The organism is Lysinibacillus sp. FSL L8-0126 (assembly GCF_038630385.1).
In the GTDB taxonomy this organism is placed as follows: domain Bacteria; phylum Bacillota; class Bacilli; order Bacillales_A; family Planococcaceae; genus Lysinibacillus; species Lysinibacillus fusiformis_D.
Map to the genome: position 1 here is coordinate 934,648 of NZ_CP152028.1, position 18,422 is coordinate 953,069.

At 37.8% G+C, this 18,422-nt stretch carries 20 protein-coding genes; 8 read left to right on the forward strand and 12 right to left on the reverse strand.

Features of this window, described 5'->3' with window-relative positions:
• Window positions 1-183: 183 nt before the first annotated feature.
• A complete protein-coding gene (locus MHI34_RS04445) occupies window positions 184-702 on the reverse strand; it encodes a YwhD family protein (protein ID WP_036121521.1) in 519 nt (172 codons plus the stop codon).
• Window positions 703-866: 164 nt separating this feature from the next.
• On the opposite strand from MHI34_RS04445, the gene MHI34_RS04450 reads away from it, so the two are divergent.
• The gene (locus tag MHI34_RS04450) at window positions 867-1,052 is read left to right on the forward strand and encodes a 2-hydroxymuconate tautomerase (protein WP_004231516.1); all 186 of its coding nucleotides are present in this window, start codon (window positions 867-869) and stop codon (window positions 1,050-1,052) included.
• Between the two features lie 91 nt (window positions 1,053-1,143).
• Window positions 1,144-1,800: a class A sortase gene (locus MHI34_RS04455; RefSeq protein ID WP_342504145.1), complete on the forward strand. Its 657-nt coding sequence runs from the start codon at window positions 1,144-1,146 to the stop codon at window positions 1,798-1,800.
• 52 nt (window positions 1,801-1,852) lie between these two features.
• Here the strand turns inward: MHI34_RS04455 and MHI34_RS04460 are convergent, their stop codons facing one another.
• From MHI34_RS04460 to MHI34_RS04470, 3 genes are all read right to left on the reverse strand, one after another.
• Window positions 1,853-7,042 carry a collagen binding domain-containing protein gene (locus MHI34_RS04460; protein ID WP_342504146.1) on the reverse strand — a complete coding sequence of 1,730 codons (5,190 nt, stop codon included), beginning with the start codon at window positions 7,040-7,042 and terminating at the stop codon, window positions 1,853-1,855.
• A 380-nt stretch (window positions 7,043-7,422) separates the two neighbouring features.
• Complete coding sequence (locus tag MHI34_RS04465) at window positions 7,423-8,730, reverse strand: HD domain-containing protein (RefSeq protein ID WP_080717019.1); 1,308 nt, start codon at window positions 8,728-8,730, stop codon at window positions 7,423-7,425.
• Between the two features lie 579 nt (window positions 8,731-9,309).
• Window positions 9,310-9,537, reverse strand: coding sequence for a DUF1450 domain-containing protein (locus MHI34_RS04470; protein WP_036117359.1), 228 nt, complete (start codon window positions 9,535-9,537; stop codon window positions 9,310-9,312).
• A 235-nt stretch (window positions 9,538-9,772) separates the two neighbouring features.
• On the opposite strand from MHI34_RS04470, the gene MHI34_RS04475 reads away from it, so the two are divergent.
• Window positions 9,773-10,423, forward strand: a complete 651-nt coding sequence (locus MHI34_RS04475) for an RsfA family transcriptional regulator (protein ID WP_036117361.1) — start codon at window positions 9,773-9,775, stop codon at window positions 10,421-10,423.
• 41 nt (window positions 10,424-10,464) lie between these two features.
• On the opposite strand, the gene MHI34_RS04480 is transcribed toward MHI34_RS04475, so the two are convergent.
• On the reverse strand, window positions 10,465-11,298 hold the full coding sequence (locus tag MHI34_RS04480; protein ID WP_058844320.1) for a lipoate--protein ligase family protein: 834 nt from the start codon (window positions 11,296-11,298) through the stop codon (window positions 10,465-10,467).
• Window positions 11,299-11,452: 154 nt separating this feature from the next.
• Here MHI34_RS04480 and hemQ point away from each other — a divergent pair, with 154 nt between their 5' ends.
• The gene (gene hemQ, locus MHI34_RS04485; RefSeq protein ID WP_036117365.1) at window positions 11,453-12,202 is read left to right on the forward strand and encodes a hydrogen peroxide-dependent heme synthase; all 750 of its coding nucleotides are present in this window, start codon (window positions 11,453-11,455) and stop codon (window positions 12,200-12,202) included.
• A 42-nt stretch (window positions 12,203-12,244) separates the two neighbouring features.
• On the opposite strand, the gene MHI34_RS04490 is transcribed toward hemQ, so the two are convergent.
• Both MHI34_RS04490 and MHI34_RS04495 read right to left on the reverse strand, forming a co-directional pair.
• Window positions 12,245-12,427, reverse strand: coding sequence for a hypothetical protein (locus MHI34_RS04490; RefSeq protein WP_036117367.1), 183 nt, complete (start codon window positions 12,425-12,427; stop codon window positions 12,245-12,247).
• Between the two features lie 142 nt (window positions 12,428-12,569).
• On the reverse strand, window positions 12,570-12,740 hold the full coding sequence (locus tag MHI34_RS04495) for a hypothetical protein (protein ID WP_170829838.1): 171 nt from the start codon (window positions 12,738-12,740) through the stop codon (window positions 12,570-12,572).
• 246 nt (window positions 12,741-12,986) lie between these two features.
• Here MHI34_RS04495 and MHI34_RS04500 point away from each other — a divergent pair, with 246 nt between their 5' ends.
• Window positions 12,987-13,412, forward strand: a complete 426-nt coding sequence (locus tag MHI34_RS04500; protein ID WP_036117377.1) for a cell wall hydrolase — start codon at window positions 12,987-12,989, stop codon at window positions 13,410-13,412.
• 22 nt (window positions 13,413-13,434) lie between these two features.
• Window positions 13,435-13,770 (forward strand): spore coat protein GerQ, encoded by a 336-nt coding sequence (gene gerQ / locus MHI34_RS04505; protein WP_004227629.1) that lies wholly within the window; start codon window positions 13,435-13,437, stop codon window positions 13,768-13,770.
• An 83-nt stretch (window positions 13,771-13,853) separates the two neighbouring features.
• On the opposite strand, the gene MHI34_RS04510 is transcribed toward gerQ, so the two are convergent.
• The 5 genes from MHI34_RS04510 to MHI34_RS04530 form a co-directional block, all read right to left on the reverse strand.
• Window positions 13,854-15,029, reverse strand: a complete 1,176-nt coding sequence (locus MHI34_RS04510) for a M20 family metallopeptidase (RefSeq protein ID WP_036117381.1) — start codon at window positions 15,027-15,029, stop codon at window positions 13,854-13,856.
• 163 nt (window positions 15,030-15,192) lie between these two features.
• On the reverse strand, window positions 15,193-15,573 hold the full coding sequence (locus MHI34_RS04515; RefSeq protein ID WP_036117383.1) for a DUF423 domain-containing protein: 381 nt from the start codon (window positions 15,571-15,573) through the stop codon (window positions 15,193-15,195).
• A 26-nt stretch (window positions 15,574-15,599) separates the two neighbouring features.
• Window positions 15,600-15,866 carry a YwdI family protein gene (locus tag MHI34_RS04520; RefSeq protein ID WP_036117384.1) on the reverse strand — a complete coding sequence of 89 codons (267 nt, stop codon included), beginning with the start codon at window positions 15,864-15,866 and terminating at the stop codon, window positions 15,600-15,602.
• Window positions 15,863-16,042, reverse strand: coding sequence for a uracil-DNA glycosylase (locus MHI34_RS04525; protein WP_342504147.1), 180 nt, complete (start codon window positions 16,040-16,042; stop codon window positions 15,863-15,865). The genes MHI34_RS04520 and MHI34_RS04525 overlap by 4 nt, the downstream gene beginning before the upstream one ends.
• A gap of 75 nt (window positions 16,043-16,117) precedes the next feature.
• On the reverse strand, window positions 16,118-16,795 hold the full coding sequence (locus MHI34_RS04530) for a uracil-DNA glycosylase (protein WP_036117389.1): 678 nt from the start codon (window positions 16,793-16,795) through the stop codon (window positions 16,118-16,120).
• Between the two features lie 175 nt (window positions 16,796-16,970).
• Here MHI34_RS04530 and thiD point away from each other — a divergent pair, with 175 nt between their 5' ends.
• A complete protein-coding gene (gene thiD / locus MHI34_RS04535; protein WP_036117391.1) occupies window positions 16,971-17,801 on the forward strand; it encodes a bifunctional hydroxymethylpyrimidine kinase/phosphomethylpyrimidine kinase in 831 nt (276 codons plus the stop codon).
• Window positions 17,802-17,963: 162 nt separating this feature from the next.
• On the forward strand, window positions 17,964-18,245 hold the full coding sequence (locus tag MHI34_RS04540) for a hypothetical protein (RefSeq protein WP_036117393.1): 282 nt from the start codon (window positions 17,964-17,966) through the stop codon (window positions 18,243-18,245).
• Window positions 18,246-18,422 lie beyond the last annotated feature (177 nt).

An 18,422-nucleotide genomic window follows, 5' to 3' on the forward strand; every position in this document is an offset into this window, starting at 1 on the left:
GGGGCATTTGGCTTGGGTTTGGGTTATTCAAATGCCGCATAGCGCTCATCATATTCGCGATACCAAGTGTCCTAGCTTACTAAAATGTAAGCTCTGCCTCAAGTGTACTTTGTTTCAAACCCACTTTCAACCTAATATCGAAAGCGATCGCAAAATGTCACAGATTGTTCAATCATTATTGGTCTATTCGACAAATAAGTCTTGACGCAGTTGCTCATCACTACGTCCCCACAAATCTGGATTAAGTTGCTCTAGGAAAGTAGCCAACACTTTTTTAGACGGTGCATCCATATGCTCTACAATAATCTGACGCTTCATGGATTTATCCATTTTGTTCACATGGTCAGCTAGAATTTTATAGCCACGTCTTTTTTCACGGTTAACGACCATTTCACAAGCTGTTACACCCGCATAATAGGGTCCATCTTCTTTATGGTCTACCGTCACCCACACTAACCAATAGGATTTCCCACCTTCTGAATCAGCACGGTCCATCGTAAATTTAATACCTCGCTCAACATCACTTCGTGCATGCATGGCACCAATTTCAACAGTAGCTGTCCCCTCTTCTACATCAATCATAACAGGCGATACATTCTCTAATGAAAGTGAACCAATTCCAAACCCTTTATGTCCATCTGTTGGATCGTTTTTTATAATGGTAAAACCCATTTTTTGTTTTGGTTTTTCTTCATTTGCCATACTTAAATATCCTCCATTCTGCTATTATAAAGGAAAGCATATCGCGTATATTTTGTCGTATAACACACTATTTCTAACGCGCACTTATGCCTCAACGCAAGTAAGAAGTTTATACTTTCTTATAAACTAACTATACAACATTATTCTATAAAGGAGGCAATATTATGCCATACGTAACAGTGAAAATGCTTGAAGGTCGTACAGAGGAGCAAAAACGCGCCCTTGTAAAGGAAGTAACAGAGGCCGTTTCGCGTACAGTTAATGCACCTGCAGAAAATGTAACAGTTTTTATCGAAGAAATGTCAAAAAACCATTATGGGGTTGCAGGCGTTCGTTTTAGTGATAAATAAGATGAAGATGGGTAGAGCATCTTAGCTCTACCCATTTTTAAACTGACAATCATCGTTCCGTTATTTCAATAACTAGGATGTGTTATACAAAATGAATAAATTTAGACTGACCTTGCTCGTTTGCGTGTTACTTTTTGGCCTATTATTAATATTTATTAATCCGATTCAACATGCTATTATCGCTCATTTGAGTGACCAATTAAATACAACTGACTACAGCGTTAAAGACATTGAAAAAAACAAAAAAGCAGCAGCTGATTTTGAGTTTGAAGCCGTTCAATCATTATCTATCGCTGAGGTACTCCAAGCACAAGTAAAAGCTAGTAATATGCCTGTTATCGGCAGTATTGCTGTTCCAAGTGTACATATGCAGCTACCAATTTTAAAAGGTGTCGGCCATTCTGTACTTGCTATTGGAGCAGGTACGATGAAACCCAACCAACAGCTCGGTCAAGGGAACTATGCATTGGCTGGTCACTACTTTGAGGAAAAAGATATTTTATTCAGCCCACTCTATCAAGCACAAATTGGCGGTATCATCTATATCACGGATATGAAAGATGTCTATGAGTATAAATTAACAACGAAAAAAATCATTGCTGCAACTGATGTTTATATCATTGACGATATTCCCAATCAAACTACACTAACATTGATTACATGTGCAGAAAAAGGTTCTAAACGACTGGCATTACAAGCAGATTTTGTTCAAAGCTACTCGTTAGAAAATGCCAAAGGAACCTTTTGATGCAAGCAATACGCAAAAAGCGCCATCCTAAAAAGGATGACGCTTTTTCTTATTATACCTCTGTTTCACGGCGGCGCATAAACCATACTGCCCCAGCTACAAGTAGTAAACCAACAAAGACAAGAGCTGTTTGATTTGCTCCATCTGTTTGTGGTAATTTACCTTGTGCTCTTAGCAGCGCTTCTAAGCGTGCTGTGTCTGCCTTGATTTGATTAATATCAATCGCTTGGGCTACCTCTGCCTGTTGGTCTTTAGATAGCTTACTATATCTATTAAGGAAATCTTTATAGGCATCTAACGTATCTTTTGTAGCGTTAGATGGATGATATGGTGGTAATTGCTTCCCTTGATCAATCACATTTTGTACTGATGTACCACCATTATCAGGGGTCGTTGGTTTGTTAGGATCTGTCGTTGGCTTACTTGGATCCACTGGTTTATTTGAATCTGTGTTCGGCTTATTTGGATCTACCGGTTTAGTTGGATCTGGATTTGGATTATTTGGATCTACTGGTTTAGTTGGATCTGGGTTTGGATTGTTTGGATCTTCTGGTTTAGTTGGATCTGGATTTGGGTTAGTTGGATCTACTGGTTTAGTTGGATCTGGGTTTGGATTGTTTGGCTCTACTGGTTGTCCTGGATCTGTTGTAGGTGGTGTCGGCTGTATTTTAGCCTCACATGTATTACCTACTGTAACTGTCCCAATAATGGTATTACCATTCTCCCTAACTATATATTTACCTGGTTTGATCAATGAGTGGTTAATCTTAATTTGCCCTTTGCTATCTGTAACAAATTCTATTAACCCATTCTCTTCTACCGCTTTACCATTTTCATCTGTAAACGTAACTTTCACACCTTCACGTGGCTGACCATACATATTGTTGATTGTTAATGTGAAGTTTGGACAAGCTGGAGCAATAGGTAATTCAGCTTTACAAGTTTGTTTATAAGAAACTTCAATTTCGCCTAAATAAACTTTGTTGTCGTAAACCTCGTACTTTCCTGCAGGTACATCTTCAGAAATAAATGTAATACTACCATCTGCTTCTATTACTGTTGAAATAATGTTACCTTGTTTATCTTTAATGACAACATCTTTACCAGCCTTAACCAACACATTATTTTCATCTTTCAATGCTACAGTAAAGCGCTCGCAAGCCGGTTTTGGTTGAACCGTTGCTTGACAATGAATATTACTTGCGAAATCGCCAATTTTATTGCCATCCTTATCAAATACTACGTAAACACCTGGTTCTAAATCTTTTAATTCTACTTTACCGTCTTTTGTTTCTTCAGTAGCTACCGTCTTGCCATCTATATCTTTAATTGTTACTTCCGTTTTATCTGCTACTAATTCTCCATCAACATCTTTGACCGTTAATTCGAATGTTTCGCACTTCGGTGCTTGTATAATTGTAAATTCATAATCGCAGCTTTTCTTGTACGTTAGTGTGACTGTACCTAAGAATTGATTACCCTCATACAATGTATATTCACCAGGTTTTACACCATTAGTAGGATCGTTTTGATTGGATTCAACAATAAACTTACCTGATGCGTCAGGAGATACCTTTGTCACTACTGTAGTACCTTGCTTTAATGTTAATTCTAAAATATTAGTACGAATATTACCTTGATCATCTTTCACAACAATTGTGTAGTTTTCACATTTTGGTACTGGTTGAACCTCAGCTTTACATCCGCCGTCATATTTCACTGTTACCTTCCCTAATTCACCTTCAACTGAATGAGTTACTGTATACTCACCAGCAGTAAAATGATTCGGTAATGTCACTTTGCCATTTGTTACTGTGTACGGCGCTGTTTCTATACCATTGTGATCCTTTAATGTAACTGTGCCTGTTGTAATGGAATGACCATCAACATCCTTAATAGCTATTTCAAATTGTGTACAACTACCACCAATGATTGGTGTTGTATTGACAAGTTGTGTAATGAAGTCTGGTTGCTTATCTAGTGTCGTGTTTTCATCTAACTTAAATTTAAAGTCAGACATTTTACTATAACCAGTTGGTGCAGCTACTTCACGAATAAGATAATCGTTGTACGGTACATTTTCAAATGTGAATTCACCATTTACATCTGTAGTAGCTGTTTGGATAATATATTCATTCGGTTTTGCAGTTTTTTTAATAAGTTGGAATTCAACACCAGCTAAATTTTCTTTAAATTGGCCTGTAGCTGAATCGATACCAATCTTTTTAAATTTAGCACTGCCTCGTGTTGACGTAAAATCTGATTCAGAGCTACTAAAGCTAAATTTATCCTTATAGTCGCTCTCTGTTTTTTGATTAGCTTTTGTTTGACCCGTATAATGCAATGTTGCTGTATTTTCCAATGCATCCCCAAATTGACCAAAGCCTATTGTTTTATACTGTACTTGATACCCCTTTTGATTTAAATCAGGAAATTCGAGGCTAAAGCCACCTTGTGTATCGAATATGACCGTTACCCCTAATTGCGAAGGTGTTTGCCAAGTAGTTCCTTTTTGAATACCAGTTTTAGATACTGTATATGGTGTTAATAGAATACTACTTTCCAATAACATTAAATTATTACCTGGTAAATCTGTTAAGATGACATTTTGACCTAAATTAGAATGAGATCTATTCACATCTAATGTCCAAGTAATTGTTTCTGTATTCGCGTTTTGTTGTGGTGTATTTTTTGTCACTAAATTATTCGCTACATCCTCGTCAATCGTTACTGGCTTTGATTCAAGCGTAAATTCTTGCGTACCTTTTGTTTTAAATGTGGCATCATTCGTGTAAACATTCCCTCTATCAGTAGCCGTATCAGAACCAATACCTAAAATATGATCGTCATCCATTGTGTTATAACGAACAACGTATGCTTGGTAGTTTATGTCTCCTGCTAAGGAATCACTGAATTTTAATGTAAAGCCTTTATCTGATTCAGCCGAGATTGTGTAATTACTCGAGTTAATCGGTGTAGTACCAATCGTTCCACCTGTATCACTACCACCTAAGTCAGTTAAAGGTAATACTTCAATTGTTCCCGGTAAATACTTATGTCCCTCACCAACTGTATCAATTAAAACGGCTCCATTAATATCCTTTTTATTGATATTCACTTTCACATCCCATGTAAATCGCTGCGTGGAGTAGTTAAAGGTTCCCGATTTGCTGCCATTGTTAACAGTAGTTGACTGTGGGATATAACTCGTTGAAGATGACTTTTTATATGTTTTACCTCCACTAGTCCACTCTGTAGCAGCTGTATTGCCATACCCTTGCTTTTGTACAGTACCCTCATCACCAATTGCGAAGCTCGTTTGATAAGTGATAGTTGATGTACTACCTGCTGGTACATTAATACCTGAAATTGTAAAGCCTTTTTTCTTATCTCCATCAATTAGAGTATAAGTAGTTGCTATACCATTAAGCTTTACAGTGTTATCTATTAACTCATGCACCCCATCTGCAGCACCTGCTGTAAATGTATCTGTTAGTTTTAGGTTGTTAATTGGTTTAGTTGGATTATCAGATATAATGTCGACCGTCCATGTAATTACTTTTTTATCAAAATCAACTGTATATGATTTTTTTAATAAGTTTTCTGTAAGTGCATAGTCTATATTCTTCTCTTTACCTGAACCACTTGTCACACTATTGTTAAACAGACCTGCTTCATTTTCATAAAAATCCTGTTTAGTATAGTTCGCATCATACACTATTGTATAGGCATCTGAAATACCGTTATCAAAGGTTAATGTGAAACTTTTAACATCTCCAGTTGCAGGAGTAGGAGTAATAGTAAATCCACTTGTTACTCTATTAGCTTCCGAAACTGTTGTCGCCACATTGCCAGCCGCATCATTCATTTTATATACTTTAATGCTTGATGCATCAATTTCGTGAGGACCTTGGATTGTATCTTCAATATAGGCATCAGCTTGATCGATACTTAACAGATTATGATTATAATCAATACGCCATTTTGTTTCATAGTTTGTATTGCTCACTAGCTTTTTATCTAGTGCTTTACCATACGTAATGGTGTGAGTAGCCGTATTAGAAGTTTCTAGTTGCCCATTGTTAGTAAATAGTACCTTGTTATGAAAGTTAACTGCACCATCACGTTTATCAGCATCTAATGTTACAGACGTTTTGTACGTAATTTTATATGCATATTTACCAGTCAACTTACTTTCAATATCGCTCCAACTACCATTTGTAAGAACATTTATTTCAGTACTTGTTCTTACACCATTAAGACCAACCACATATTGATATACATTCACGGAATTAGCCATAATTTCATGTGATGTTGGATCGTCTGTCAAAGTTGGATTGCTTAATGATTTACCCGCTTCATTAACCCATACTTGCCATTCCATTTCATGGTTACCACTTGCTGTTGGTGTAGGAGTGCCTAGTTTTGACTTACTTACCTTTTTGTTGCTCGTTGAAGGTAAAAAACTAAATTGAGCTTTAATTATCTCACTACCACCAGTGGCTGCTGGAATTTCCAGCTCTTGCTCAATGTTATCAGAAAGGAGGTTAAATCCAGAATTAAATGTAATGCTTAATTCCTCCGGTTGAGAGCTGCCTGAGCCTGGTTCCATACCGCTTAACTCTACACGTACTTTATTATCTGTAGTTACATAATTATATGTGATACCGTTCACTGTTCTGCTTCCTGTAAATGCCCCATCAAAGTCAATTAATGATTGCGGCAGTTGGAATTCAAACCAGCTCCCGTCTCCCCATGCTTCGCCTTGACTATCTTGCATTGGTACGGAAAATTTAACAGTGAAGTTAGCTGTTGTATTTGGATCTAGCTCTGTACCAAATTCACCTGCTCCAACCGTTGTTCCACCAATTTTCATCACAAATGATGATAGTGAAGCTGGAATTTCTTGAGCCGCTAATGGTGCCTCATTCATTGGCAATGTTTTCACAGGCTCATCTGCTGCTTTTTCTTCTTCAGGAGCCTCGCCCTCAGGAGCTTGCTCCGTGTTTTCATTTTCCGATGGAGTTGTAGAAAGGTCTTCTTCACCTGTGTTGTCTTCTGTCAAATCTGTGCCATCGTCGACAGGCGTAGATAGGTTTTCTGCCATTCCGGCCTCCGCACCATTGTCATTTGCGACTGGTGGTGTTGAAAGGTCATCTGCTGCAAATGCTGACAGTGGACTTAGTAGTGTTTGGAACACTAACAACATGGTCAGCATAGCAATGTTCATTTTTTTCCTCATGTCTCTCCTCTTTTCTAATAGATAGAGAGCTTGAATTGTTTGCTATGACGATAGCTTCCTTTCACTGTTTAGGAAAGGCGTGCTACAAACAATCAGTTGCTCCCTCTTTCCTAAAATTAACTTGTCACTCTTGTGAATAAAAGCCAAATTGTATGCTAACATAGGTCATAAGAATTAACAAATTATAGCCTTTTTCACTTTTTATTTTATAAGCACTACTTTTGTGACACCTACAATAATTGGCCTCACCCCCCTTTAGGATTTTTGTTCCATTATAACTAGGGGTCCTGAACAAATTCTAAACAAATCATGTATACATACAAAAAAGCAGTAAACAACGCTCTTATTTGAACGTGTTTACTGCTTTGTTTATTCTTATTTTATTTGCTGTCTTCTCTTAACAGTGTTAAGATTTGTTTTTTAATAGTTGAGTGAATAGAGTCATCCTCTAAGAAATCTAATGGAAAATAGATTTTATGGTCTCGTTTCATACGACCTGAAATGGAATCAACGATGATGGATTCACGCGAAAGCTCTCGTAGCTCGCCATTTTTCATTTCTAGAAAAATCGGCACACGCACCTCTTCCTCCCCAGGTCTATAAAAATCATAGGGCAAATCTGCCGTTGTATCATGAACAAGATAATAATCTGGATTCAGGTCTGCTTGCTTGAAAAGCTCTTGTAGTTTTTGATATTTATCTAGCTCAACACCGGGATCTAAATCAATGTATTGGAATAGCTTACGATTAACAAAGCGTCGACTTAAATCACTTAGAATAGCATCCCCCTCTTGCATCCATAGCTGAAAATATGTAAAAAGTATACTCTCATCTAAAGCAAGATAATCCTCTAATGTAATAGCATTGCGAAAAAATGCTAAGAAGTGAGTAGGTTCATGCTTAAATGTATAACCTTCTTGGCTTAATTGTTTAACTCTTTTTAAAATATTATTTAAAATAACTTCCGCACTCCGTGACACAGGGTGGAAATAAATTTGCAAGTACATTTGATAGCGGCTCATAATATAATCTTCCACTGCATGCATGCCTGTTGCTTTAATAACCACTTGGTTTTTACGTGGACGCATTACTCTTAAAATCCGCTCCATATCAAAGTGACCATAGCTGACACCTGTAAAATAAGCATCACGTTGTAAGTAATCCATACGATCCGCATCAATTTGGCTGGAAATTAAACTGATGACTTGCTTATTCGGATATGTCTTTTCAATCACTTGCGAGACCTTTTCTGGAAAATCATCTGCTACTTTTCTTAAAACAGCATTTACCTCTGTATCCCCTAATAAAATTTGCCTTGTATAGTATTCATGATCCAGCTCGAAGACATTTTCAAAGGCATGTGAAAATGGACCGTGCCCTAAATCATGCAAAAGGGCTGCACATAATACTAATAGTCTTTCCCCTTCATCCCAATCGGGACGACCGACGAAGATATCATCTACTATGCGGCGTACAATTTCGTAAACACCAAGTGAATGACTAAAGCGGCTGTGTTCCGCCCCATGAAATACTAAAAATGTGGTACCTAGCTGACGAACTCTGCGTAAACGCTGAAATTCTCTTGTACCCACTAAATCCCATATCACTTGATCGCGAACATGTACATATCGGTGAACAGGGTCTTTAAATACCTTCTCTTCTTGTAATTTAGCGTTTGCATATGTCATTTGGATAGCACCTCCATTTTGTGATAGTTCTATTATATGCCATAAATCTAGGACTAGCATACTTATTAACTTTTTTCTATAGATACTAACAACCTTTTTTCGCCATATGCCTATTTATTGTAAATTTCTATTGATCTAATATTCACAGCAACTTAAAAATATACAAAGCAAATGCTATACCTAATATGTAGAGATAGCAAAGTGTTGAAAAACAATGGCATTTTTATGAAAGATGAGAGGTGGGAAAGATTTTCCGTTCAACAAAATTTAGCAAAGCTTTTACAAATCAAACGAAGATGATGGTTGTTGAAATCAATCACTTCTCCACATTGAAAATTAAGAGGCTATCCTTTCTTTAAAAATAGAAATCATGGGCTATTTTATTCACTACTACTAGTATGTAAGACAAAAAAGACACTTTTGTAGTACGGTTGATTAGAGTGACGTCTCCCTGGAAAGGACGCTGGCGGAACGGAAATCACCTCCTCACCTTGCCAAAAGGTCATTTTCTACTAATGACAATATCTTTTTTCAACAACATGAAAAGCTATCCCTAACAAATAGAGATAGCTTTTTATTTTACTTATTCTTTAATTTTGCTAAAACCTTTTCCATTAGTTCGTCTTCTGTTAGTGCTGCAACAGGGCGACTATTTACAAAGGTGAATGTTTTTTTGCGTCCTGGGCCACAATAAGAATGACAGCCAATTTCGATGGTTGCATCAGGATCGATTTCCTTTAATTTTGGAATTAACGTCTTTAAGTTAACGGCCTGACATTCATCGCAAACTTTAAATTCGTTTGCCATTTTGTCAACAACCCTTTCTATATAGTATTTTTTCAACAAAATATCGCTCTATTGAACACATGACCTTCACATATTTAAGTATGCAGCATGTGCACAAACCTACATCGGGTATTGTATCGTACTTTTCCCCTTCTATTCAAGCATAATTCCTTCTACATAGATGAATAAAAGGTTAAAAGATTGGTCATGCTAGTCTTACATAACAAGTTCCAAATAAAGGTGGGAGGATTTTAAGATGAGTAAAATAAGACAAGATGCTTGGTTACAAGAAAACGATGAATTATTAGCAGAGGCGGTTATTCGTCATGTGACGGAAGGTAGCACACAGCTCAATGCTTTTGAAGAAGCTGGTGATGCATTAAATCGTACTGCTGCAGCCTGTGGTTTCCGTTGGAATGCGGTTGTTCGTAAAGAATATGAGGAACAATTAGCAGAGGCTAAAAAAGAAAGAAAAGAGAGAATGCGAGTGTTAGGAGCACCAGCGAGACGTCGTGCCTCTAGTATGTTTACCGTGAATAATAGTGCTGCGGAAGGAAAATCAATTCCGCTATCTGCTCTTTCTCTTGATATTGTGATAGCTTATTTACTACGTTTACAGCATTCTGGTGAAGTAGGAAATGAATCTTCAAAATGGAGACAGCTAGTACATGTAACATCTGAGAAAAATAAAAAACTAGAGAAAACTATTACAAAACTAGAGGAAGAAAATCGAGCAATCCGCAAAGATTACGAGCAGTTTGTTCAAATTATGAATCGTGCTCGACGTCTTGTAACACTGGATGAAGAAGAAGAGCGAATTGCACCCGTTTTCAAAATGGAGAAAAACGGAAATCTCGTAACAAGTGGCCCAGTTTATCAATCAGAAAATGGCGATGCGCTAAATTAGCAGCATCGCTTTTCCCTTTTATGTTTCATATAATCAGCCTATTATTTTCGTTCAAGCATTTTGGCATTACGCTCAAATACTCGCTGTAAATAGAAACCGTATAATATTAATTCTTCATCATAGAAAGATTGTGGACGAACTTCCTCGGACAACTGATGAAGTAATTGCTGTAGACGAATAACCACCCCTTCTACTGTTAAATCGGGGTCAACAAGCTCTGATAATGATGCCATCACTTCAGGTACGATTTGAGGATAAATAAACTTTGTCTCCTCTTGTCGCAAGCTTACTTCATAAAAGTCACGAATGAGTGCCGCACGTTGTGAGCCACTTCCTTCAATACATAAATAAATTTGCACAGCCACTCCTTGGCGTAAGCGTCTTTGGGATATACCAGCAAATTTTTTCCCCTCAATACTTAGATCATAAGAGCCAGGGCAATAGGAGCCTACAATTTCATAAGCTTCTATTTTATCAGCTACTTCTGGAAACAATCCCTTCACAAGGTCTACCATCACATCATAGCCATCGTTTATACTAAGCGACTCTGATTGTTCAGACAATACAATAGAAATATTGAGGACTCCTTCATCTAGCACAACTGCTAATCCACCAGAGTTACGAACGATTGGATGATAGCCTCTAGACTCTAGTAAATCCATACCTTGCTGAACATACGGCAAACGATGATCTTGAATACCAAGCACAACGGATGCCTCATGGACCCATGTACGAATAGTTGGCGGAGAAGTTAATTGTCCAACTAATTGGCACAACGTATCATCCGTTGCAAACGATTCTAATGGTGATCGTTGCTTGGCACTAATGGATTGATCATAAAAACGCCAAATTGGCTGTTGTAAAATACTTTTCATATTGGTACTCCTCTAGTCACATATCTTCTTCTTAGAATACATCATCTTTAGTTGGTGTCAAATTCGTGAATTACTGTCATGAACTTAGGGATTTTGTACAAACTATGATAAACTAATTTTGAATGGTATTCACTTATAAAGGAGTGTTTCAATAATGAATGAAGCAGCAATTACATTAGATGGATGGTACGCTTTACATGATTTCCGCTCAATCGACTGGGCTTCTTGGAAACTTGTTTCTGCAGAAGAACGTCAAGCAGCAATAGAGGAATTTATTGCTTATTTAGAAAAATTGAACGAAGCAGATATCGCTAAAACAGGCGCTCATGCCTTTTATGCTATCGTGGGTCAAAAAGCTGACTTTATGGTTATGACATTGCGTGAAACAATGGATGAACTACAAGAGATTGAAGCAGAATTCAATAAATTAGCAATTGCTGATTTTACAATTCCTACATATTCTTATGTATCTGTTGTGGAGCTTTCAAACTATTTAGCTGGCGAATCAAATGAGGATCCTTACCAAAACCCACATGTACGTGCACGTTTATACCCAGAACTTCCACGTGCCAAATATGTATGCTTCTACCCAATGGATAAACGCCGTCAAGGCAACGATAACTGGTACATGCTATCAATGGATGAGCGTAAATCATTAATGCGTTCTCATGGAATGATTGGTCGTGGCTATGCAGGTAAAGTGAAACAAATTATTACTGGCTCAGTAGGCTTCGATGATCACGAATGGGGCGTAACACTATTCGCAGACGATGTATTACAATTCAAAAAATTAGTATATGAAATGCGCTTTGATGAAGTGTCTGCTCGCTATGGTGAGTTCGGTGCATTCTTCGTCGGAAACCTACTTGATAACGATAAATTAGTTAAGTTCTTAACTGTTTAATACACATAGAAAATGCGAGTCCTCCACAACGGACTCGCATTTTTAAATTTCGTTTTCTTCAGCATTCTCAGATTCAAATATTAAAATAATGATGTGAATAAAGAACCCAGTAAGAACCATGAGAAAAACTAAATACCAATTATATGGTTGATGATAGTATTCTGCTATCCCAACTGCTAAAAAAGCACTGATGATAATGGCTACAAACATACTAAAAATACGCATGAAAACGCTCCTTCTTGAAAGCAAAAATAAAGTCACTTTTAGTATGTCTCGCTCTATCTTTAATATACTTGTAATATAAAAAAGTGCCATCTCTCTGCGATGACACTTTGTTCATTCATCCATTCAACTTTTGCATACTTCCTCAAGAGTGTTCGTCCTTTACTTTTAAAATCAAAATAACAGTTTGAATAAAAAAACCGATTACAATTATGACAATAAAGAGATACCAATGGAGCGGCTGTCCATAAAACTCGCCCAATAGAAAAGCCAGTACCGCACTTAATAAAATTCCAAACCAAACTCCAATTTCCATAAGTACTCACCTCACATGTATTGAATACACATGCAAATCATCCATCTCACATTCCCCTAATTCTATCTTTTTCTATTTACCCGTTTTGACTAAAAGACTATCGGATCTTGTAGCGTTTTCAATTATTTTCTAGGCACTTATCGTTATGATTACTATATGCATAGTAACTTTAATGTGTGATTGTCTTTCTTATCAAAATTGAACATGTCTACAATACCCTCGTGCATATACTGTCTGCGAGGAGGTATGAAAATCGCTGTTATCAAGACGAATGATGCACAGACTGCCCTACTAGCAAGGCTAATGCGTGCCGAAGCAGAAGGTGAAGGAGAGCTAGGCATGCTGATGGTTGGGAATGTTGGCGTTAATCGTGTAAGAGGTGACTGTTTAGATTTTGGTGATATTCGAACGATTGAGCAAATGGTTTATCAGCGTCCGGGAGGATTTGAAGCAACACAAAAGGGTTATTTTTATCAGCGGGCCCGTGAACAAGACATTCGTTTAGCGAAAAGGGTGATTCAAGGGGAAAGATTTCATCCAGCTACTCGCTCCTTGTGGTTTTTCATGCCAGCGGGGGATTGTCCCGCACAATGGTATGGTCAATGGAATACTGGCAGATTCAAATCTCATTGCTTTTTCTCGCCATCTGAACAAGATTGTCCTCAAATTTAAAAAGAAAGTAGGTTGATAATTGATGATGCCTTATTATTGGACACCAACAACGCAACAACAAATGACTCCTCCTCCAGTCACTCTTCCGAGCGGACGACCACCTGGTCGTGAGGAGTCCTATATAGAAAATATTTTACGTTTGAATCGCGGAAAACCAGCTACCTTCCATTTTTCTTTCGAACATGCTGTGGAACAGGGAAAAAATACAAAAACTGTTCGTGGTGTGGTAGAAGCCGCTGGTCGTGATCATGTCATTATTCGTGAACTAAAATCCAATCATCGCTTCCTATTCCCTATGATTTATTTCGATTTTGCTGAATACGATGAGGAAATGGCTTACTTTAATCAAAATCCATAATGCCATCTTGTAATGTAAAAATCCGCTATACGCTCACTGACAAAAGTCGATGAGTGTAGGCGGATTTTTATCATTCACTATATTTAGTGCTCTTTTAGATACGTTAAAGTTGCTTTCCCTAAAGTTTTCGCAGCTATTAGCATGGCACGTTCATCAAAATCAAAGCGTGCATGATGATGTGGATAGGCAGTTTCCCATTCCGGCTTTTTAGCACCTGTGAAGAAGAAAGTACCCGGTACCTTTTCTAAATAATAGGCAAAATCTTCCCCAATCATAAACGGTGGACATGTTATTACTTGCTCCACACCTGGAACAGTAGACGCCAACTGTGCTACAAACTCTGTTTCTTTTTGATGGTTATATACAGGCGGATAACCTCTTGTATAACGATATTCATAGCTTGCCCCAAATGCCAGACATGTCGCATTTAAAACTGCTTCTAGTTCCTGCTCCATTTGTGAACGTACTTCTTCTTCAAAGGTACGAATTGTTCCTGCTAAAATCACTCGATCCGCAATCACATTAAACGGATTAATAGCCTCCAAATGACCAATTGTTAAAACAGCTGATTTTAATGGATCAATGCGTCTTGAAACAAGTTGTTGAGCATTGACCACAAATTGTGAGGCAAGGGTAACAGCATCGATGGAATGATGTGGCTCTGCGCCATGACCGCCTTTCCCTTGAACCGTGATTTCTACTTTATCCGCAGCTGCCATAATGGCTCCATCCTTCACTAAAATTTCTCCTAGTGGTGTAGGCGCCCATAAGTGCGTACCAAAAATAACATCTACGCCATCTAAACAACCATCCTCTATCATTGGCTTTGCGCCACCTGGTGCTACTTCCTCTGCATGCTGGTGAATAAACACCACATTGCCTGTTATTTCATCCTTCATCGCATTGAGTGCTTTAGCTAGCCCAAGCAATGTTGCTGTATGACCATCATGTCCACATGCATGCATTTTTCCAGCTACTTTAGATTTATAAGGTACATCATTTTCCTCTTGTATCGCTAATGCATCAAAATCAGCACGTAATGCTACTGTCTTACCAGGTTTTCCGCTACATAATATAGCTACTACGCCACGTCCCCCTACTCCTTCACGAACCTCATGACCCAATTCTCTATGAAAAGCAGCTATATAGGCTGGCGTCTCCACTTCCTCAAAGGATAATTCAGGGTATTCATGTAAATGACGACGAATCCCTACCATTTCATTATAGTACCCATCTATTAATGCAAATAGTTTTTCCATACTACATAACCTCTCTTTTTGTATTTTCGAAATATTGCAAGTAATAATAGTAGTGTACTATAAATTCTTACAAAATGAATAGGATTTAAATCGCCAACGTAAAAAATTCGTTTATAACAAAAAAACTCTCCTACAAATAATGTAAGAGAGTCTTAACTTTAAATTAGCGAGCATGTTTTAAAGCAGATAAAATAATGAGTAACCATCCAGCTAAGAATAGGACGCCACCAATTGGTGTAATGGCACCCAATACTTTAATTCCACTTATCGCCAGTACATATAAGCTACCTGAGAAGAACACAATGCCCAGATTAAAGAAAATACCTGCTACATTTAATTGCTTTACTTCACCTAATAGTTTAGAGCTCATTAATAGACCAATGACCAGCAGCCCTGTTGCATGAAACATTTGATATTGAACAGCAGTCTCCCAAATTCCTCGGCTATATTCATCTAATATTTCCTTTAACGCATGTGCACCAAATGCACCCAATGCCACTGCTAATAGGCCATGAAGAGCACCTGTCACGATGAATCTTTTCATTTCTCGTACCCTACCTTTTAAATGGATTAAAAATCAAAAATGGAGTCACCATTTGCTCCATCTTCTTCAATTTTTGATGTGTATAAAGTTGCTTGTTTTGACTCAGACACAAGCATTTGAGGTATATGCTTAGGTGTTGTGATGGCTGGCGTATCGTTTGGAGAATCTAATACCACATCACATAATGCTCGAATAGCTGTAAGTGCCTCGCGAATTTGCTGATCATTTCCTGCATTTTTTGCGCCAGATAATTGTTTTTCAAGTTGCTGTATCACGGCTTGATAAGGAATCATGACATTCTCCCCCCTTCTATTTTTGGTACAAATTTTAAACACTCCATGCCTGAAGATTGCTTCACGACAACGGATGGTATTTGCTTTGTTTTAAAGCCATATGCTGCACAGGCTCGTGGCGTTTGAGTGTCCCAGGTTACTTTGAAAAATTGACACTTGAAACAATTCACCTTCATTATTGTCCCACACTTTCTTCTATATTAACTGTATCATGATTTATAAAGTGTATAAAGAAAACGATTTGTGCCAATCTATACTAGACACCAATCAATTGGCTGTTTGCCCCATTCCACCAATTGTTGATTAATTTTTGAATAAGGTTTACTACCAAAGAATCCTCGGTAAGCACTGAGTGGACTCGGATGTGGCGCTTCGAGTATAACATGTGGTGTTTTATATTTACGTATCAATTGCTTTTTACGCTGTGCTGGTTTACCCCACAGTACAAAAATTAGCGGCTCTTCCCTTGCTGCTAATTGGTCGATAACAGCGTCGGTAAATTGCTCCCACCCTTGATCTTTATGAGAATGAGCCTGTCCTGCTCGAACAGTAAGCACAGTATTTAAAAGCATAACACCTTGCTCTGCCCATTTTGTTAATGTTCCATTTGGAGGAATAGGACAGCCTAAATCATCTTGCAGCTCTTGCAACATGTTTCGCAAGCTTGGTGGATGTGGAATACCTGGTTTAACGGAAAAGCTTAAGCCATGTGCTTGATTCGGACCGTGATAAGGATCTTGTCCTAAAATAACAACCTTTACATCATGGTAAGCTGTTGTATAAAAGGCATTCATCACATCAGTCATTGGTGGATAAATCATTTGCGTCGAATATTCATTTGCTACAAATTGACGTAGTTTGTGATAGTATGGTTTTTTCAATTCTTCTGCGAGTATTTCTTGCCAATCATTCGGGAATACTTGTTTCATCGTTCTTTAAGCCCCTTTCTCTTCTTACAACGGTACAAAAAATCAAACATGAATTCAAGCATCAGTTCAAACTGACCATATGTAAATATCATATTCTGACTATTTTTATAGAATCAGTTTCGGATTATACTAGATGGTAATTTTACAACTCTCAATGCTAAAGGAGATCTTTCACATGACTCTAAAAAAAACATTAACAATTGCTGGTTCAGATACATCAGGTGGCGCAGGTATGCAAGCTGACCTGAAAACATTCCAGGAGCACGGTACATATGGGATGGTGGCTTTAACAGTAGTCGTAACAATGGATCCGAATGGCTGGACACATAACGTCACACCATTGCCAACAAAGCTTCTTCAAAAACAAATTGATACCGCCCTTTCAACAGGAATTGATGCCATTAAGACAGGAATGCTTTCAACAGAAGAGATTATTCGTATCGCTGGAGAAGCTATCGCAAAATCTGGCACTTCAAATGTCGTCATCGACCCTGTTATGGTATGTAAAGGTGACGATGAAGTACTGAATCCTGGAAATACTGATGCTATGGTGCAACATCTTCTACCACTAGCAACTATAACAACACCAAACCTTTTTGAAGCAGGACAATTAGCTGGCACAGGTACACCAAAAAACATTGACGACATGAAAATTGCTGCTCGTAAAATTCACGAATTAGGGGCTAAGGCTGTTGTCATTAAAGGTGGAAAAGCATTAGCTACTGAAAAAGCAACAGACCTTTTCTTCGACGGTGAAACATTCTTCTTATTAGAATCGGAAAAGGTCGCGTCTACTTATAATCATGGCGCTGGTTGTACATTTGCAGCTTCTGTAACAGCCAACCTTGCTAACGGTCTTTCTATTAAAGATTCTGTCATTGAAGCGAAAGAATTTGTATCTGCTGCCATTGCCCATGGCTGGGCGCTAAATGAATATGTAGGACCAGTCATGCATGGAGCGAAATCTCGCTTTGGTGCTCCTCCAGTAACAGTAACTGAAATTTAACATAGAAAGGATGTCTCAAAGAATTTTGGAGACATCCTTTTTAAAAATTACCAATGGTAAACACTCTGTTCATGATGAATCATTTGCTTGCTAAAGATAAAAAGTGGACAAGATACGTTAGGGCTACATATCCCATATATTAGCTGTATGGGAGGGGAAAAGATGAAAAAAAACAAGGCAGAGGACTTAACGGAAGAATCAGGTTTATTAGCTGGGGATATCACCGCTTCAAAAGTTGAAGTAATTGCTTCCATTATATTAACACTTGGTTACTCATTATCCACCCTTGCCACAATATTAGCTCTGCAGGAGGAGGAAGAATTGGCACAAGCCAAAACAACTGAAACACAAGATCAAAATCTTTATATGAAGCAAATGTTTAAACAGTTACAAAATGTCAACAACCGTTTAGATACAATCGAACGAAAGCTTAATCGATACTAATAAATACATAACCAATAGATGAGGTAGTCTCTTTATAGGACGCTTCGCTTTTGGTATAAAAAAACATTTGCTGAATCAAGACAAAAAACCGCGACTCTCCGTCATAAAAGAGAATCGCGGTTTTTTACTATACTATGATAATGAGCTTCACTTTTCTTCCTCTTTTCACAGCTACCC

Bases quoted from the DNA above. Each gene is read 5' to 3' on its own strand.
- MHI34_RS04470 (WP_036117359.1), bottom strand. From the start codon at position 9,537: ATGGCAAACGAATTTAAAGTTTGCGATGAATGTCAGGCCGTTAACTTA.
- MHI34_RS04510 (WP_036117381.1), bottom strand. From the start codon at position 15,029: ATGGAAAAACTATTTGCATTAATAGATGGGTACTATAATGAAATGGTA.
- MHI34_RS04530 (WP_036117389.1), bottom strand. From the start codon at position 16,795: ATGAAACAAGTATTCCCGAATGATTGGCAAGAAATACTCGCAGAAGAA.
- MHI34_RS04450 (WP_004231516.1), top strand. From the start codon at position 867: ATGCCATACGTAACAGTGAAAATGCTTGAAGGTCGTACAGAGGAGCAA.
- MHI34_RS04525 (WP_342504147.1), bottom strand. From the start codon at position 16,042: ATGAAGGTGAATTGTTTCAAGTGTCAATTTTTCAAAGTAACCTGGGAC.
- MHI34_RS04500 (WP_036117377.1), top strand. From the start codon at position 12,987: ATGAAAATCGCTGTTATCAAGACGAATGATGCACAGACTGCCCTACTA.
- MHI34_RS04475 (WP_036117361.1), top strand. From the start codon at position 9,773: ATGAGTAAAATAAGACAAGATGCTTGGTTACAAGAAAACGATGAATTA.
- MHI34_RS04495 (WP_170829838.1), bottom strand. From the start codon at position 12,740: ATGGAAATTGGAGTTTGGTTTGGAATTTTATTAAGTGCGGTACTGGCT.
- gerQ (WP_004227629.1), top strand. From the start codon at position 13,435: ATGATGCCTTATTATTGGACACCAACAACGCAACAACAAATGACTCCT.
- MHI34_RS04455 (WP_342504145.1), top strand. From the start codon at position 1,144: ATGAATAAATTTAGACTGACCTTGCTCGTTTGCGTGTTACTTTTTGGC.
- hemQ (WP_036117365.1), top strand. From the start codon at position 11,453: ATGAATGAAGCAGCAATTACATTAGATGGATGGTACGCTTTACATGAT.
- MHI34_RS04480 (WP_058844320.1), bottom strand. From the start codon at position 11,298: ATGAAAAGTATTTTACAACAGCCAATTTGGCGTTTTTATGATCAATCC.
- MHI34_RS04445 (WP_036121521.1), bottom strand. From the start codon at position 702: ATGGCAAATGAAGAAAAACCAAAACAAAAAATGGGTTTTACCATTATA.
- MHI34_RS04540 (WP_036117393.1), top strand. From the start codon at position 17,964: ATGAAAAAAAACAAGGCAGAGGACTTAACGGAAGAATCAGGTTTATTA.
- MHI34_RS04520 (WP_036117384.1), bottom strand. From the start codon at position 15,866: ATGATTCCTTATCAAGCCGTGATACAGCAACTTGAAAAACAATTATCT.
- MHI34_RS04465 (WP_080717019.1), bottom strand. From the start codon at position 8,730: ATGACATATGCAAACGCTAAATTACAAGAAGAGAAGGTATTTAAAGAC.
- MHI34_RS04515 (WP_036117383.1), bottom strand. From the start codon at position 15,573: ATGAAAAGATTCATCGTGACAGGTGCTCTTCATGGCCTATTAGCAGTG.
- MHI34_RS04490 (WP_036117367.1), bottom strand. From the start codon at position 12,427: ATGCGTATTTTTAGTATGTTTGTAGCCATTATCATCAGTGCTTTTTTA.
- thiD (WP_036117391.1), top strand. From the start codon at position 16,971: ATGACTCTAAAAAAAACATTAACAATTGCTGGTTCAGATACATCAGGT.
- MHI34_RS04460 (WP_342504146.1), bottom strand. From the start codon at position 7,042: ATGAGGAAAAAAATGAACATTGCTATGCTGACCATGTTGTTAGTGTTC.